The organism is Rhodococcus sp. Z6_132 (assembly GCF_058133635.1).
In genome coordinates this window covers 981,563-998,873 of record NZ_JBYUNP010000001.1, presented here as the reverse complement: position 1 = coordinate 998,873, position 17,311 = coordinate 981,563, and the positions used below count along the sequence as shown (strand labels likewise).

11 protein-coding genes are annotated in these 17,311 nt (G+C 71.2%); 4 read left to right on the top strand and 7 right to left on the bottom strand.

Annotated elements, in window-relative coordinates:
- The first annotated feature begins 55 nt into the window (after positions 1-55).
- From rsmG to AC3YO9_RS04620, 4 genes are all read left to right on the top strand, one after another.
- The gene (rsmG, locus tag AC3YO9_RS04635; protein WP_489982288.1) at positions 56-733 is read left to right on the top strand and encodes a 16S rRNA (guanine(527)-N(7))-methyltransferase RsmG; all 678 of its coding nucleotides are present in this window, start codon (positions 56-58) and stop codon (positions 731-733) included.
- 215 nt (positions 734-948) lie between these two features.
- Positions 949-2,022 (top strand): ParA family protein, encoded by a 1,074-nt coding sequence (locus tag AC3YO9_RS04630; RefSeq protein WP_489982287.1) that lies wholly within the window; start codon positions 949-951, stop codon positions 2,020-2,022.
- A complete protein-coding gene (locus AC3YO9_RS04625) occupies positions 2,019-3,104 on the top strand; it encodes a ParB/RepB/Spo0J family partition protein (protein WP_489982286.1) in 1,086 nt (361 codons plus the stop codon). Before AC3YO9_RS04630 ends, AC3YO9_RS04625 begins: the two co-directional genes overlap by 4 nt.
- 3,304 nt (positions 3,105-6,408) lie before the next feature.
- On the top strand, positions 6,409-7,056 hold the full coding sequence (locus tag AC3YO9_RS04620; protein ID WP_127784535.1) for a GNAT family N-acetyltransferase: 648 nt from the start codon (positions 6,409-6,411) through the stop codon (positions 7,054-7,056).
- Positions 7,057-7,190: 134 nt separating this feature from the next.
- Here the strand turns inward: AC3YO9_RS04620 and AC3YO9_RS04615 are convergent, their stop codons facing one another.
- The 7 genes from AC3YO9_RS04615 to AC3YO9_RS04585 all read right to left on the bottom strand — a co-directional run bounded on the left by AC3YO9_RS04615 (position 7,191) and on the right by AC3YO9_RS04585 (position 17,304).
- Entirely contained in the window at positions 7,191-8,348 is a 1,158-nt protein-coding gene (locus tag AC3YO9_RS04615) for an N-acetylmuramoyl-L-alanine amidase (protein WP_489982285.1), read from the bottom strand.
- A gap of 152 nt (positions 8,349-8,500) precedes the next feature.
- On the bottom strand, positions 8,501-8,824 hold the full coding sequence (trxA, locus tag AC3YO9_RS04610; protein WP_127784533.1) for a thioredoxin: 324 nt from the start codon (positions 8,822-8,824) through the stop codon (positions 8,501-8,503).
- A 48-nt stretch (positions 8,825-8,872) separates the two neighbouring features.
- Positions 8,873-9,862, bottom strand: coding sequence for a thioredoxin-disulfide reductase (gene trxB / locus AC3YO9_RS04605; protein WP_489982574.1), 990 nt, complete (start codon positions 9,860-9,862; stop codon positions 8,873-8,875).
- 135 nt (positions 9,863-9,997) lie between these two features.
- Positions 9,998-10,753, bottom strand: coding sequence for a hypothetical protein (locus AC3YO9_RS04600; RefSeq protein ID WP_489982284.1), 756 nt, complete (start codon positions 10,751-10,753; stop codon positions 9,998-10,000).
- A complete protein-coding gene (gene sigM / locus AC3YO9_RS04595) occupies positions 10,750-11,463 on the bottom strand; it encodes an RNA polymerase sigma factor SigM (protein WP_489982283.1) in 714 nt (237 codons plus the stop codon). The genes AC3YO9_RS04600 and sigM overlap by 4 nt, the downstream gene beginning before the upstream one ends.
- A gap of 10 nt (positions 11,464-11,473) precedes the next feature.
- Positions 11,474-15,037: a lipid II flippase MurJ gene (locus AC3YO9_RS04590; RefSeq protein WP_489982282.1), complete on the bottom strand. Its 3,564-nt coding sequence runs from the start codon at positions 15,035-15,037 to the stop codon at positions 11,474-11,476.
- Entirely contained in the window at positions 15,034-17,304 is a 2,271-nt protein-coding gene (locus tag AC3YO9_RS04585; RefSeq protein WP_489982281.1) for a DUF6049 family protein, read from the bottom strand. The genes AC3YO9_RS04590 and AC3YO9_RS04585 overlap by 4 nt, the downstream gene beginning before the upstream one ends.
- Positions 17,305-17,311: the final 7 nt, after the last annotated feature.

Here is a 17,311-nt window from a genome sequence, read left to right as displayed (position 1 = left end):
CCGACCGGTTCGGTCGGGGGCCACACGGCGCTACGGGTCTTCCGTGGCACCGCTGATGTTTCACGTGAAACCGAGAGGTGTGGTCGTGGAGACCGATCGAGTGGCTGCCCGGGTATTTGGTGACCGATTGCCGCTGGCTGAGCAGTACGCCGCGCTGCTCGCTGGTGTCGGCGTGGAGCGGGGCCTCATCGGCCCACGGGAGGTCGACCGCATCTGGGATCGCCACCTGCTCAACTGCGTGGTGGTGCAGGAGCTGTTGCCGGAGTCGAGCACCGTGGTGGACGTCGGCAGCGGCGCCGGCCTGCCCGGCATCCCGCTGGCGATCGCCCGGCCAGACCTCACCGTGGTCCTCGTGGAGCCGCTGCTGCGTCGAGCCACGTTCCTGCAGGAGGCGGTGGACGCCCTAGGGATCAGTGTGACCGTCCACCGCGGGCGCGCTGAGGAGCCGGCGACCCGCACTGCCGTGGGCGGCGCGGACGTGGTGGTCTCCCGGGCGGTGGCACCGCTGGGCAAGCTGCTCGGCTGGTGCCTCCCGCTCGCTCGCGTGGGGGGTCGGGTGCTGGCGATGAAGGGCAGCTCGGCGGAGGAGGAGATCGAGCGGGACCGCAACGCGATCAAGCGCATCGGCGGGGACAACCCCAGGGTGCTGGAGTGCGGCACGACCCTGCTGGACGTCCCGACCCGGGTGGTGGAGACCGAGCGACTGCCCGGACGGGGCGCGCGGAAGAGATGAAGGTCGCCCTCTGTCGACAAAGGTATGTCGGCCGGGGGGAACGCCACCCGCCCGTGGTGAGATAGACACAGCCCAGCTGCCGGGATCACCGAAGCCGGGCGTCGGCTGGACCGAGGCGTGGACGTGCGCTCGCCGAGCCCCACCGGCCGCGGTGGAAGCTCCGGTCGACGGCGCTGCGGTTCACGATGCGACACAGAGTGACTAGAGGAGCGTTGATGGCCCGGCAGCGAGACCGCGAGACAGATGTGCCGACGAGAGGTTCCCGGGGAACCACGCCTACCGGGCACGTGGCCGGCTCGGCCATCCTGGGCGCCGGCGTGGTGCTTCGACCAGCGGGCGACGACTTCGACACCCCCGTCGCCGCGGCGGCCGCCCGGGCAGCGCGGGTGCAGCACCACGGTGAGGTGGTCGTCCCGCGGCCGTCCTCCCCCCGGGTCATCACCGTCGCCAACCAGAAGGGCGGGGTGGGCAAGACCACCACCACGGTGAACATGGCCGCGGCCCTGTCCATGTTCAACCTCAAGGTGCTCGTGGTCGACCTCGATCCGCAGGGCAACGCGAGCACCGCGCTCGGCATTCCGCACCCGTCCGGAACACCCTCGATCTACGAGGTGCTGATCGGTGAGGTGGAGCTGGCGGAGGCGATCCAGACCAGCACCCACTCGCCCAACCTGTGGTGCGTGCCGGCGACCATCGACCTGGCCGGCGCGGAGATCGAGCTGGTGTCGATGGAGGCGCGGGAGAAGCGGCTGCGCCGTGCGCTCAGCGAGGAGACGCTCACCGACCTGGGCATCGACTTCGTCCTCATCGACTGTCCCCCGTCGCTGGGGCTGTTGACCGTCAACGCGCTGGCGGCAGCGCCCGAGGTGCTCATCCCCATCCAGTGTGAGTACTACGCGCTCGAGGGGCTTGGCCAGCTGCTGCGCAACGTGGAGCTGGTGCAGGCGCACCTCAACCCTGAGCTGCACGTGTCCACGGTCCTGCTCACCATGTACGACGGCCGCACCAAGCTGGCCGACCAGGTGGCGGACGAGGTCCGCAACCACTTCGGCGAGCTGGTGCTCCGCACGATGATCCCCCGCAGCATCAAGGTGTCCGAGGCTCCGGGCTACGGGCAGACGGTCCTGGCCTATGACCCGGGCTCGCGCGGCGCGATGAGCTACCTGGACGCTGGCCGTGAGTTCGCCATGCGAGGCGACCTCACGCTGGTGTCGCCGGAGCCCGCAGAGCCCGGCGATGAACCCCCTTCCCCTGATGGACCCAGCGAGCAGAAGGTGCAGCAACAATGAGTCAGCAGCGACGTGGCGGCCTGGGACGTGGCCTGGCTGCGCTGATCCCGTCCGGTCCGACGGAGGGCCCGCGGCTGGGCGCCGCCGCGGCCGACGTGATGTTCGGTGCACAGACCGCCCCCGCGCCGAAGTCGGACCAGGTCACCTCCACCACCGGGAGCAGCGCCCCGTCCTCCGTGGCTGACCCGGCCCAGGTCGGTGGCCCGGACGCCCCGGTCTCGGACTCCCCCGTGGGCGCGGTCTACCGCGAGCTGCGGACCGCCGACATCAGCCCTAACCCGAAGCAGCCGAGACTTGCCTTCGACGAGGAGGCCCTCGCCGAGCTGGTGCACTCCATCCGTGAGTTCGGTCTGATGCAGCCGATCGTGGTCCGGGAGGACTCCCCCGGGCACTACGAGCTGGTGATGGGCGAGCGCCGGTGGCGCGCGACCCAGGAAGCGGGACTGGAGACGATTCCCGCCATCGTGCGGGACACCGCGGACGAGGCGATGCTGCGGGACGCGCTGCTGGAGAACATCCACCGAGTGCAGCTGAACCCGCTGGAAGAGGCGGCGGCCTACCAGCAGCTGCTCGAGGAGTTCGGCGTGACGCACGAGGAGCTCGCCACTCGGATCGGTCGTTCGAGGCCAGTGGTGTCCAACACCATCCGGCTCCTTCGCCTGCCGGTCCCCGTCCAGCGTCGGGTGGCGGCGGGGGTGCTCTCTGCCGGGCACGCCCGCGCGCTGCTGTCCCTCGACGGCGACCCGATGGCGCAGGAAGACCTTGCCGCACGCATCGTGGCGGAGGGGCTTTCGGTCCGGGCCACGGAGGAGGCGATCACCCTTGCCCGCCGCCACGCGGATGAGGCGCGGCCGTCGGCCCGGGGCTCTGATCGTCGGCCCACCCGTCCCCCGGTGCTGCAGGAGGTGGCGGCCCGGCTGTCGGACAGCTTCGACACCAAGGTGACGGTGAGCCTCGGTCAGCGAAAGGGACGCATCGTGGTGGAGTTCGGGTCGGTCGACGATCTCGATCGCATCGTTGGTTTGATGAGCTCCCAGGGCGATGGAACCACTGTGGTCCGCCCATCCGGGGACACGCCGTAGTTTCATCACTGTGATGCCGGTCGGCTCCTGTCGATAGTGGTAGGTAGCCCAGCGATTCGATGGCGTGTGATCCATTGTGGATGGACCGGGTGAACGAGCCGCTGGGCGCGACCACTGCCAGGCCGACCGCGCCCGGCCGTGTCGGATGCCAGGGCAGTGCTAGCGAGCCGCTGCTCAACAGGAAGTCCTTAACGTCGTCGCTCTAGTGGTCACCGTTCGAGGTGCCGCGGCCTGATGAGGTTGGGGCCGTTAGGTGAGTGCCGGCGCACTCCAGCGCGGACCTCAGGGCGGACGCCCCGGAAGCGTGGTGCTCCGACAACAACTGACGCAGGGACCCTCTCGGTGGACGACTTGGGGGTCAGCCGCTGGGCACGTGAGCCCGGCGGACCCCCTGGTGGTGTCCCCAGGTCCTACCTCGGCGGTTCTCGGTACTGGTGGGATTGGCACCCAATCCCCCGCAACCGTGTCCGCGCCATGTACCGGCGCGGGGCGGCGCTTCCTACATCGGGTGTTTCACGTGAAACACCCGGTGTCCGAGCTAACCGCACCGCTCTCACGACTAGTCGGGTGGGGTGCTCGGTACTGCAGCGTATGGCGCGTCGTCGGGGATCTGGCGGCGTCACCTCGTCCCCGCGCAGTCGCAGGGCGTTCGACAGCTGCTTGGTCCGGCTCGCCCCCCGCTTGTAGCTCGCTGCTGGCACCGGGAAACGACTGGTTCGCCATGGATAGCCACTCGGCCTGGGGAATGCGCCGCCGTTGCCGGTTTGGGGGGCGACCGGGTTCGCTGCGCCAACAGAGCGACCCTCGGTCAATCGTGGTCCCGGTCAAGATCCTGCCGTCGCGGTGCATTTTCCGCCTGCGACTAGGCCGAAGATCGACCACCGGGGCGTTTCACGTGAAACACCCAGGCGCTAAGTGGGCATTTCCGAACGCTGACTTGGCAGTACTTTCGGTCGGAGGCCCGGGTTTCGCGTAGCGCCGGTGCCGGTCGTTCAGCGCAGTGCGTCGGGGTGGTTCCCCGGTGTACGGATAGAACGCGAATGCCGCCCGGCGGCGAGCTATTCGTACGATGACAGGGAAGTGGCGGTGAGCGCCGCTCAATGAGCACCCGTCGGCTCCAATCTACTGTTGTTTCGGGCCACGCTCAGGACTGGAACGGAGGCGCCCATGCGCGCCAGATCGACCGGCGGGCACGCCAGTCAGGCGTCCATCGGATTTCGGCGCGCTTGTTCCGGCACCGTCTTTCCCACGGCGAGACGTGCCCCGTGGGGGCTGATCACGCAGTTCGGCACCACGGTGGTCGATGGATTGTCATCCGGCCTCCTCTCGCTGCGCCGGAATTGCCGAGCCCCCCGGAACCGGCGTTTGGGCGGTGTGCGCACGAATGGACTCCCGCCCAGTCCGGTACAGCGCCCCGGGTCAGGCGAGGGTGGCCAGGGCGGTGAAGCGGGCCGGACGGGTTAACGCAGCTGGTCTGCACCACTCGCGCCCCGCGGGCCGGCCTCGGTGGCTGCAATGTCCCGCGATCCGGTGGCACCTGGGCAGCATCCCGCGGCCCCGATCCGATACTTGCAATCCGGTGTTTCACGTGAAACACCACGGTGCCGTCGATGGGGGAGCCTCTAATGGGCGGTGTCGCGGGTGCGTCAGCGGGGTGCGCGGACGGGAGCGCGCTGCCGACCACTGCTCCTCCTCCCGCTAGGTTCAGACATTGGGTTGACGGCGCCCTGGGCACGCAGCTCACCGTCCTGTGCTTGCGCGTGAAAGCCTGCGGGGTGCTCGACCCACCGTGGATTCATGGTGCCCGGCTACCGGCGCTGCCGTTGATGGCGGACTGCAGAGAGAACTGGGCCACTGCGTTGAACCTGGAGGGGTCCGGGCCGGGCGCCGGGAACGACCCGTGGACGCGGCGGGGTGCGATAGTTCAGGTGGGGCAGGCTAACCGCGCATTCCCGCGGTTCGGTGGCAGGACGGGGGCTCCGGGTCTGCAGCGACACCCGCGCCCTTCGACAGTGCCCTGCGGGGCCTAGTGTCTACCGAGATCCTGGCCGGGGCCGGGGCCGGGGCCGGGGCCGGGGCCGGGGCGGTGGCGCAGCGCACCACCAGTGGGGTTGCACCCAAACCCTTACGCTCCAGCTGCTGCGGTCGGAATCCAGTAGTGGTTGACCGCCGGCGCGGGATCAGGTGGCGTCGCCGATCTCCGGTCCGGCGATAAAGGTTCCTCTGGGCGGAGGTGGTCGGGAGAGCTCGCGTAGCCGGAGCTCGGTGGTCTCCCAATCATTTTCTGCCAGCGATCCCGATGCTGCTGCGTTGGCGCTCGACAAAGTCTGGCCAGGCTTTCTCGGGGCCGTACCGACGGCCACCCGCACCTTTTCTGCCGGAAGTCGGTGTCGGTTCACGGCTCAACGTTGTCCCTGAGATTGCCCGGCACCAGGCAGTGGGAAAGACACCCCCGCTGCTGGAGCTCCTTGAGTACCGCACGGAGATGTCCGCCTTGTCCGCCGCAGCCCGCGGATGTTCTGCAACTGCACCGAGCATCGATACCGGCGCTTCAGCCGGCCACTCCGCGGAATGCTGCCTCAATGACGTGTCACTCCCCGGCGCTCAGCCGGGCCCTTTCGCCGTTCGCGCTGTTTCACGTGAAACGAGCAGGCTGTCCGAAGAAGGCGAAAAAGGGGCGCCGCATGGTTCGTGCGCTCCTCAAGATCACACCATTCTCATGAGTCACAGTGACGAAACTGGCTGGGGTTGCGGCCTGGGTGTATTCAGGCCTTCCTGGGCGGTTTTTGGCCACGCCCAGCCACGCCTGGGTGGCGGTTGTTCTGATGCCATCAGGCAAGCGCGGTACGTGCCGCCATCCGTCTCTGTGCCGCCGCATCGGGCGGTGCCATCAGCGAGCACAGCTCGTGTGACCAAGAGGTGGCTGGACAAGCGGAGGAGTGTGCGGTGGGCTTGCCACTGTGCAGTGCCGTTTGCAGTGAAAGCCAGGTCGACAGCTCCCGGTCGTTCTCCGGGGCCGGCGGGATGAGGATCAGTGCTGGGTGTGCACAGCCTGTGCAGAGGAGCGGCGTTCGCGCGAAGATCGCCAGCACGCCTCGCCGCCGCAATCTCACTGGGGCGTGGTTGGTCCGCGGGGACCGTGCCGTTGTTGGCACGTACTCGTTTCACGTGAAACGAGAGCCATTGGCTGCGCTGCGGGTGGCAGCCACCAGGCACCGCGCCCGACTATCCTGAACGTTGGTTCTGGGGTGCACCTGCTCATGGTGGGTCGGGCGCACCGTACTCGTGGAGGTCGAGCTAACCCGTGTCGCGTCGCGTCGCCAATCTCACCCTGGACTCGCTCGAGCAGCTGCCGGGCACGTGCCGGCAGTGTGTCTTCTGGGAGCTCTCGCCCCACGCGGCAACCCTTGCCGCGAAGTACGGCCAGACCGACCTGGAGAAGGAGGCGTGGCTGTCCGGCGTCCTGCTGGACTGGGGTTCGTGCGGCAAGATCATCTCGGTCGACGGCCGCCCGGTTGGCTACGCCATCTACGCGCCTCCCACGTCCGTACCCCGGGCCGCGGCTTTCCCGACCTCTCCAGTGAGCTCTGATGCGGTGCTGCTGACCGCGCTGCACGTGGTGGACGGCTACGAGGGTGGCGGGTTGGGGAAGGTGCTCGTGCAAGCCGTGGCCAAGGACCTCGTGAAGCGCGGCGTGAAGGCCGTCGAGGCGTTCGGCCGGGAGGGGCTGGCCTCGGCAACGTCACCGAGCAAACCCGGATGTGTCATTCCCGCGGGGTTCCTCCGGCGGGCCGGGTTCGAGGTGGTGCGTCCACACGAGCAGTGGCCCCGCCTGCGCCTGGAGCTCCGCGCAGCCATCAGCTGGAAGGAAGACGTCGAGGCCGCCCTGGACCGGCTCCTGGAGAGCGTCAGCCTCACCACGGTCGGCAAGGCGCCGAGCCACGCGATGTAGCGTGCTGGCCGCTGTGGCGGCCTGAGACGTCCCGGCAGGGAAAGGGGCCCACCTGGGTGGCACCCGGGGCGCAGTGCGGCTGCTGTGGACCAGCACGGACCTGTTGTGGACTGCCGGGTGAGCCAGAGGGGTCTCTACCCGGTCATCTCTTCAGCGAGAAGCTCGGCGAAGGTGAACGTGCCGGTGGGCTGGTCGTCGATGCCCAGCATGTAGAGACGCTTGACCGCTACCACGATGGCCTCGGCAATAGCATCCCGCATGCGAGGGTGGGCCAGCACTGCACTGTCCTCGTCGTTGGAGAGGTACCCGAGCTCGACGTGGACAGCGGGCATCTTGGTGAGGCGCAGCAGGTCCCACGTGCGGCCGTGGTGCTGGCAGCTCTGCATGCCGGTACGGGCCACGATCTCGCGCAAGATGAAGCCACCGAGCATCTCGCCGACGGTGGAGCTGACTCCCTCGGCGTTGCCGAAGTAGAAGCTGGACACACCTTGGGCATGCGGGGAGCTCCACGCATCGGTGTGCAGCGAGATGAGCAGGTCCGCGCCGCACGAGTTGGCGAACGCCGCGCGCTCGCTGTCCGGCGGGTTGGCGTGCTTGGGTCGAGACAGGAACGTCTCCACGCCGGTGGCGGCCAGCCGGCCCTCGAGCAGGGTGGCCAGGTCCCACACCACGTCGGCCTCGTTCAGGTCGGCCCCGGGCCCTTGAACGCCGTAGTGGCTGGCCAGGACGCCGAGGTCGTCGCCGCCGTGCCCGGGGTCGATGACGATGCGCTTGCCGCGCAGCTGCGGCCCGGACAGCCGGACCGCCTCTTCCTCACGGATGCGCTGGGGCGAGCCGCCGGAGGCCATCCGAGCGAGGTAGCCGAGCGCTCGCAGCGTGGCCGGGCCACAGATGCCGTCGCTGGTGATGCCGCACTCGCGCTGAAAGCTGCGCAGTGCCTGGTCGGTCTGGGCGCCGAAGATGCCGTCCGGTCGGCCGGAGTTGTATCCCAGCTCGAGCAGCCGAGTCTGCAGCCCGACCACGTCGTCGCCAGACATCGGTGCGGAGAGCTGGTAGATGAGGGTCCGCGCACCCAGCTTGTAGGAAGCCTCCTTGAGCGCACGGTAGGTCGCGGTTCCCACCAGTCCGTCCACAATGAGCCCGCGGCGCTGCTGGAACGCCCGCACGGCGTGGTCGACGGAGAGGTCGAACACGGGCTCGCCGTCAGCGGTCGGCAGGTGCCCGAGATCGGCCAGGGCGGTGCGTACCTCGGCTACCGCGGCGCCGCGGTCACCAAGGCGGAGGAGCTGCATGCAGGGCCTTCCTGGGACAGGGGGGAGGTCTGAGGATCACCAGCGAGGGTGCCACACGGACGGTTGCTCATGCACCTCTGGTCACCGTGCGGCGCGTCCGGCACAGCACAGCCACCAGCCACGTCTGTGGCTGGTGGCTGCGGTGTGGAGAGTTAGATCACGTCCGAGAGGTCCTGCAGCAGTGCGGCCTTCGGCTTGGCGCCGACGATCTGCTTCACGGGCTTGCCGTCCTGGAACAGGATCAGCGTCGGGATGGACATGATCTGGTAGTCGCGCGGGATCGACGGGTTGGCGTCGATGTCCATCTTGGCGATGGTCAGCTTCTCGCCGTGCTCCTTGGCGATCTCCTCCAGGACGGGGGCGACCATCTTGCACGGTCCGCACCAGGTCGCCCAGAAGTCGACGAGAACGGGCTTGCTGCTGCCCAGGACGTCGTTGGCGAACGTGGCATCAGTAACGGTGATCGGGGCGGACATGAGTGCTCCTTGGATGTGAGGTTTGTGTGAGGCGAAGGGGGGTGTGGGTCAGTCCTGCGCGTGGCCGCTGACGCCGTAGCCGCCGCCGACCAGCTCGGGCGCGGTCTCGGCCGCGGGGTCCAGGTGGTGCTCGGCGAGCCAGCGCTCGGTGTCGATCGCGGCCGAGCAGCCGGTGCCGGCCGCGGTGATGGCCTGGCGGTACGTGCGGTCGACCAGGTCCCCGGCGGCGAAAACACCGTCGACGGAGGTGGCGGTGGACCCCGGTGCCACGACGACGTAACCCTCGCCGTCCAGCTCGACCTGGCCCCGCACGAGCTCGCTGCGCGGGTCGTGGCCGACGGCGACGAACATGGCCGTGACGTCGAGGGTGGACTCCTCCCCGGTGACCGTGTCACGCAGGCGCAGCCCGGTGACGCTGGACTCCCCGAGCACCTCGGTGACCACCGAGTTGGTGCGGAAGTGGATCTTCTCGTTCTGCTGAGCCCGCTCGAGCATGATGCGGGAGGAGCGGAACTCTCCCCGCCGGTGCACGAGGGTCACCGACCGGGCGAAGCGGGTGAGGAAGGTGGCCTCCTCCATCGCCGAGTCGCCGCCGCCGATGACGGCGATGTCCTGGTCGCGGAAGAAGAAGCCGTCGCAGGTGGCGCAAGAGCTGACCCCGCGGCCGAGCAGGCGCTGCTCGCCGGGAACGTCGAGGTAGCGCGGCGCCGCGCCCATCGCGAGGATGACGGCGCGCGAGGAGTAGGTGGTGCCGTGGGCGACCACCGTCTTGACCGGACCGGACAGGTCGACCGACTCGACGTCCTCTGCCCGCAGCTCGGCGCCGAAGCGCTTGGCCTGCTCACGCATCTGACCCATCAGGTCAGGGCCCATGATGCCGTCACGGAACCCGGGGTAGTTCTCCACCTCGGTCGTGGTCATCAGCGCACCACCGAACTGGCTGCCCTCGAACACCAGCGGCTTCAGCTGGGCGCGGGCGGTGTACACCGCGGCGGTGTAGCCGGACGGGCCAGAGCCCACGACGATGACGTCGCGAATGGCATCAGGCTGGGTGGTGGTGCTGACGGTGGAAGATTCGGTTGAATCTGACACGTGCGCCTCCTCGAGGTCTTCGGTCACGCACTGATTCAACACCAGTGGCCCGACGCTTGTTCCGGCCACCGGAGCCGCAGGTCAGCGTGCGCCGATGTCAACCCGGGAGCGGGTGGCAGCGTTGCCGGTGGCACAGTCTGGCCCCACCACGAGGGCGGTGAAGACCGCGGCCTGTCCGGTGGGCAGCAGCAGCAACACCCCGGACTGACCGTCGAGCACGACCTCCGAGGACCCCAGCACCGGCGCAGTGGCCGGGAAGCCGTTGGCCGTCAGGCAGCCGGCCAGCGCGTCGGCGGCGAGCGGGCCGAGGTCCTGCTTGCCCACCGCCCGCAGCGCCTGGGGACCCGGTGTGCCGCTGCCGAGGTCCAGCGGCGCCACTGCCGCGCTGCTGGGGGTGCTGATGGCCTGCGGGGTACCCGTGACGTCCTGTGGCCCCAGCGTCACGCTGAGCGCGACTACTGCGGCCACTGCGGCGGCACTGAGGCCGGCCACGGCTGCGGTGGTGGTGCGACGGGACGACCGCCGGCGGGTGCGCGCGGCGGCGAGGTCGCCGACCCCGGCGGGTTCGGCGGCGAGAGCGGCGTCGATGCGGGCGGCGAGCTCGGCGGGCACCGGCCCGGCGTCCGGGGCATGTGCCGTGGAGAGCTGCGCCACGGTGGCGTCCAGCGCGGCCAGGATCTGCGCGGCGTGGGGATCGGCCGCAGCACGCGGCCACAGGGCCTCGGCGAGGTCGGGCTCGAGGACGCCGGCGTGCAGGTCGGCGATCAGGTCCAGCGGGTACGGCGGATCCAGGAGCGTGCGCCAGCCACCGTAGTCCGGTGCGTCGCTGTGGCTCACAGATCCTCCCCTCGTCGTGACGTGCTGGGAGGTGTGACGCCGCGCCCGGTAGATCGGTTCCCTGCGCCGGGAGGGAGCTTGCCCACGGGTGCGGACGCGGCCGCCGACCGTTCGGCGCGCAGGTGTCCGAGGAGCACGGCGAGCTTGGCCCGGCCCCGCGCGCAGCGGCTCTTGATGGTCCCCTCGGCGACGCCCAGCGCACGGGCGGCGTCGGCGACGGAGTAGCCCTCCACGTCGACGGCGACGATGGCGGCGCGCTGGTCCTCCGGGATCTGCAGCAGGGCCTCGTGCACCAGCAGCTGCAGGTCCCGGTCGGCCATCGCGTCCCCAGGGGCCGCCGGTTCCTCGTGGTCGTTGTCGGGCAGGGCGACCGTGGGCCGGGCCTGCCGGCGGCGCATCCGGTCGAGGCAGGCGTTCACCACGATCCGGTGCAACCAGGTGGAGACCGCGGCGTCAGCACGAAACCGACCGGCAGCGCGGTGGGCGGAGAGGAACGCGTCCTGCAGCGCGTCGGCCGCTTCCTCCGGGTCGCGCGTGGTGCGCAGCGCCACGGCCCACATGCGGTCGCGGTGCCGTCGGACGATCTCCCCGAAGGCGTGCGGGTCGCCGGCGACGTGCGCGCGCACCAGCTCCACGTCTGTGCTCTCGGTCCGGCTGCTCGGCGACCCCCAGTCGCTCCCGCTCCGGCTCCGCCCCCCCGCGTCGCTCATGCGCCCCCGCTCACCCGCTCTTCTGGAACGTGATCTCGCTGATCTTGGTGCTGAGCGAGGCCCCTGATCCACCCAGCCTGGTGACCCACACCAGCACGTGCTGGGTGGCGGGTGCGTTCTGCAGCGCGACGTCGGTGCGCCCGGCCTGCAGGGTGGCGGTGCTGAGCACCCGGGTGCCCGCCAGGGTGGGGGTGGCCGAGGTGGCCGAGCGGATCTCGACCACGGTCCCGTCGCTGGGCGAGTCGATCGCCACCGAGGTGAGCCGGCCGGCCTCGGGCAGCGTGACCAGCAGCCCCAGGCCCTGCTTGAGGGCAGGGAACTGCTGCAGGTACTGGTCGGAGGTCCACTGCGTGGCCGGGTTGCCGTCGATGACGCGTGCCGCCCCGCCGGCGTTGTCGGCCGTGCCCTGCGGGGAGAACACCGACACCGCGGTGGGCTGCACCGGAGTGCTGCTCGGCGGGGTGGCGCTCGGCGCCGGAGGCGGTGCCACCGCGCTGGGGGTGGCGCTGGAGGAGACCCCGGGCAGGCTCAGGCTGGGCAGCGGCGCATCGCTGCCGCTGAACGCCGAGACCGCCAGGTTCGCGAGGTAGGCCACGATCACCAGGGCCACGACGGCCAGCGCGACGAGCGCGGCGACCAGCTTGCGCGAGCGCGCCTGCCGCCGGGTGGGCGCGGCCACCGCGCCGCGCGGCCGGTTGGTGCGCGGCGCGGCGCTGGGTGCCGGGGTGGGCAGGTCGTACTCCAGCGGAGACTCCACCGGGCTCGGTTCGCCCCGGTAGTCCGCCAGCGTCCGGTCGTCCAGGGCAGGCATGTAGTCGGTGCGCTGGTCCAGGACGGCCGCCTGGTCGAGCACGGTCTGCACCGCAGCCGCCGAGCGAATGCCGCTGTGCGGCTGCAGGGCCCGCTCGATGAGCGCGGAGATCTCGAACGGAACACCGTCGCGGACCTCTCGGGCCGGCGGCACCGTGCCGTCGTCCCGGCGCGGTGCGGTGGGCAGCCCGCCGATGGTGTCGTCGTTGCGGTGCTGCGGCGCGCCAGGGGCGGCCAGCGGCCACGTGTCGGTGACCAGGGCGTAGAGGATCGCGCCCAGGCCAGCCACGTCGTCCTGGCGTGTCGCGGTGGCGGGGATGCCCGGGAAGGCCAGCACGGCGTTTCCGGCCGTGCTGATCCGGATGCGGTCGGGGTGGTCGAGGCCCAGCACGGTGCCGGCCCGGTGCGCAGCCTCGGTGGCGCCGGCCAGGGCCCGCACCGAGCGGGCGGCACCCACGGCGGGCGGCGTGGTGGCGGCGACGTCGGCCAGCGAGCGGCCCTTGGTCCACTCCGCGACCACGATGCCGCCGGAGCTGCCACGCACGATGTCGAGCACCCGGGCCAGGCCGGGTGAGTCCAGCCGTCCCAGCCGCAGCGTGCGGGTGAGCACCGCCTGCGGGCCCTCCTCCGCGGTGGCGGCCGGGCGGGGTGCACCCACCTGCGACTGGTCGGCGTCGACGAAGGTCAGCGCCACGTCCCGCTCGAGCACGGTGTCCCTGGCCTGCCAGAACCGCAGCGTGCCGGCCTCGCCGTGCTCGGCGAGGAGGCGGTAGCGGCCCCCGGCGACGGCGGCGCCGGGCACCAGGCGCGGACCGCGCACAGAGCGACGCGCTGCCGGGGTGGCGACGGTGGGGGCGTCGGCGCTGGCGCGCTGCTGGTCGGGTCGTTGGCCGTGCAGGGCGTGGTCCGGCACTGCACCACCTCCGTCGTTGGGGTCGTCCTGGCTGGTCGCTACCGGGTAAGGGTACGGGAGCGAGCTGGTGGGCACCGGCGGCAGAAGCATCGCCTCGGACAGCGTCGCGTCACCCGGGTCCGGTTGAGCCTCTGGGGTTTTGCGCCGGAGGACACCGGTGACGAAGCGCGCGGGCAGCCGCGCGCAGATGGCGTTGACCAGACCCTCGGTCTCCGGCAGCGGGAGCACGAGCAGCACGGCGTAGGCGACACCCAGGATCAGGATGGTGTGGACGGTCATCGACACCAGCGCGCCGGCCAGCGCACCGAAGGAGTCCTCCACCGCCTGCAGCGGCAGCACCAGCGAGACCAGGAAGTCCACCGCCACCCCCACGGCGCTGGCCAGGCCGACGGTGAGGATGGTGCGCAGCAGTGCCTTGGTCTCCAGGTTGCCCATCTGCCGGCGCAGCAGAACGCCCCCGACGAGGGCGCCCACCAGGAACCCGAGGCCGTTGGTGAACGCCAGCCAGCCCACCACCTGGTCGTCCTCGATGCCCGGCGGGATCCACAGCATCAGCGGGATCCGGAACAGCACCTGGCAGACCATCAGCACGGTGGGGATCCACGGCTGCTGGCGCGCGTAGAACACCCGCAGCTGGACGAGGCCGATGGCGAAGGGCAGCAGCCCGAACGCGGAGACGGCGACGGTGGCGCCGAGCCGGGACGCGTTCTCCACCGCCGCCTCGGTGCCGCGCAGCGAGAAGAGCGCGACGCCCAGCGTGGTGCCGTGCAGGGTGAACAGGGCGATGATCGGCAGCAGCCCGACGGTGGACAGCCGCGACGCCAGCGACAGGTCGCCGATCACCCGGGGCGTGTCGTCGGCCGCCGCCGCGCGGCTCATCCGCGGCATGATCGCGGTGATCAGCGAGACGCCGAGCACACCGTAGGGCACCTGCAGCAGCAGCCACGCGTTGGCGAACAGCACCGGTCCACCGGGGTCGTGCTGCGAGGCCACCCGGTTGGTGACGATGAAGCCGGCCTGGCTGATCAGCACGTAGGCCAGCACCGCCACGGCCATCCCGCCGAAGGCCTTGAGCCGGGTGTCCAGCCCCCACCGCGGGCGCAGGTCCACGCCGGCGCGGCGCAGGGAGGGCACCAGGTAGAGGGCCTGCGCGACGATGCCCAGGGTGGTGCCGATGCCGAGCACCAGCAGCTTGGGGTTGGTCAGCGAGACCTCGAGGTCGCCGGGGGTGAAGTGGTACAACACGATGACGGCGAGGGTCACCACGTTGTTGAGGACCGGGGCCCAGGCGACCTTGCCGAACACCCCGTGGGTGTTCAGGATCGCCCCGAACAGCGCTCCCAGGCCGTAGAACAGGATCTGCGGCAGCAGCAGCAGCGCGAACAGCGTGGCCAGGCGCGGGTCCACCTCGCCGTCGGAGTCGATGAACAGCCGCACCAGCCACGGCGCGGTGGCCATGGCCACGACCGTGGCCACCACCAGCACCACCCCGGCGATGGTGATCAGCCGTCGGGTGAAGTCCTTGCCGCCGTCGGTGTCCTCGCGCTCGGCGCGCACCAGCACCGGCACGACGATGCTGGTGAGCACCGCCCCCAGCACCAGCTCGGCGATGATGTTGGGCAGCGTGTTGGCGACGGTGAACGAGCTGGCGGCCGCCTCCAGGCCGATGGTGGCGGCGAGCGCGACCACCTTGAGGAACCCGGTGATCCGGCTGATCAGGGTGGGGATGACCTGGGACCCGCTGTTGCGCAGCAGGCCCGCGTCGCTGTTCTCCGACAGGTCGGTGGCCTGTGCGGCGGGAGCCACCCTCTCCTTCGCGGTGGAGGGGCTGGTCTCGGGCTGCGTGCTCACTGCTTCACCCAGGGTTCGTCGGCGCGGTCGGGCTGGCCGCGGAATCGGTGCCACAAGCGGCGGGCCACCAGGGCCACCAGGACGAGGGCCGCGGCGGCGGTGGCAAGGGCTGTTGCGGGACCGTACGCGGTGGACTGCACCTGCAGACGGGCCGGCTCACCCAGTGCCTGCCCGGTGTCGGTGGCCAGCGACACGTCGATGGCGAACTGCCCGGTGCGGTTGACCGACGTGGGCACCTGGAGCTGGCGGCCGCTGCGGGCCGGCAGCTCCTGCACCCCGATGTCGGTCACGTCCACCCCGGGCGGTCCCGTGGCGCGCACGCGCACGTTCACCGCGACCGGCAGATCATTGCGCACCACCAGCAGTAGAGGGCTCTGGGCGGAGGCCAACGTATACGTCCCTCCCGGTGCCTGCAGCGACACGCTGGCGTGCAGCTGGCCCAGCAGCTCGCGCACGGCGCCGAGCTGCTGGTCCTCCACCCTGGTGCGCTCCCGGGTGGTCAGGCCGTCGGCTGCGGGGGCCCCGCGCAGCAGTCCCAGGCGCAGCGGCGCGAGCAGGTCATCGGGGCTGAGGCCACCCTGCGCGTCCTGCACCAGCGCGCCCCGGAAGCCGCGGATTTCCGCGCTGAGCGCAGCGATGTCGGAGGTGACGGTGGCGGGCAGCTCGGCGGCCGAGGCCTGCACCGGGTAGCTCAGCGCCCCGTCGGCCGCGGAGCCCTTGGCCTGGTTCAGCAGGGTGGGCAGGGCGGTCGGCGTCGCCAGCCCGGCCTGGGTCAGCGCCCCCACCTGGGCGAGCACGGCCCGGGCGCCCTGCTCGTCGATCTCCCAGACCTGGGGCGGGGTGAGCAGCGCCGCCGCGGACGCCGCCGTCGGGCTCACCCCGGCCCTGCCGGCCTGCGCCCGGTTGAGCGCGGGCCAGGTGAGGGCACCCAGCGCGTCCTGCAGGCGGGCGGGGTCGTCCCGGGAGGTGGCGCCGAGCGCGGTGGTGATCGTGGGATCGACCAGGACGGCGGACAGGGTGGTGGAGCCGGCCGTGAGCTCCACCGTGGCGGCGTCGACCGCGGCCCCGGTCTCCCCCGGCTGGCTGACGTTGTCCCGGTCCAGCAGCACCGCGGTGGTGCCCAGCCCGCGCAGCGTGCTCGCGGTCCGGTCGGCGAGCAGCCCGTCGGTGGGCCAGACGACGTTGGGCAGCGAGGGCAGCCCGAGGATGCTGGCCACCGTCTCGCGGCCGGTGCTGACGGCCGTGGTGGTCAGCTCGTCCAGCGACGCCCGGCTCAGGGCGTTGAGGTCGGCCTGGGCCCAGGGCATCGCCATCACGCAGCGCTGCTTGGCCACGGACGTCAGCCGCTCCAGCCAGCCGGCGGCCGCCGCGCCACCGGTGCCCGGGCGCACGGCGCCGTTGTCGTCGAGCACCTCGTAGCCGCGGACCATGGTCTGGGCGGTGACCAGCAGGTCGGGGTCGATCGCCAGGCAGGTGCTGGTGCGCGCTGCGCCGGTCGGGTCGGCCACGGGGGTGGTGCCCTGCTCGAGGGCGGAGAGCAGGCCCGCCAGCCGACCACCGTCGACGAAGGAGGCCGCCAGGTCGTCGCTGCTCAGCCGGGCGGGGGCGCCCAGCGGTGTCGCCACCACCCGGGTGTGGTCGGCCAGCGGCCACAGCACGGTGACGCCCGTCGGGGCCGGGGCCGGTGCGGGAGAGGGCAGCACCGGGACGGCACCGGGGGTGGGGGGCAGGCTCAGCACCGGAAGCAGGAAGTGCCCCTCGTCCAGGCGGGCGCGGGTGCCGAAGTCGGGGATCCCGTTGACGTTGACCAGCAGCGGGTAGATCCCTGGCTCGGTGAGGGCGAGGCTGGTGGTGAGGTCGCCGGTCAGGCCCAGGGTGAGGGAGAAGGGCGCGGACTCGCCTGGTCGGAGCACCTCCACCAGGTCCACGTAGGGAGCCTGGGTCACCAGCTCGCTCGGGCTGGACCGCAGGGCGGTGCGCAGCTGGCCGGAGGAGTCGATCGCCGCGCCGCGCTGCAGGCGCACCTGCACCCGGCGCACGTCCCGGTCACCGTCGTTGACCACCGACCCGGTCACCGTCACCGGTCCTGGCGTGCCGGTGGTGACGGTGCTGGGACTGATGGTGTCGACCTGCAGGCTGACGAACTGGGGGTTGGGCACGGAGGGCACCTGCTCGATCGCCGCGGCGGCCTCCCGTCCGGCCGCCGAGGCCGAGGCCAGACCCCCCAGCAGGGCCACGCAACCCAGCAGGACAGCGAGAACGGCCACAGCCAGC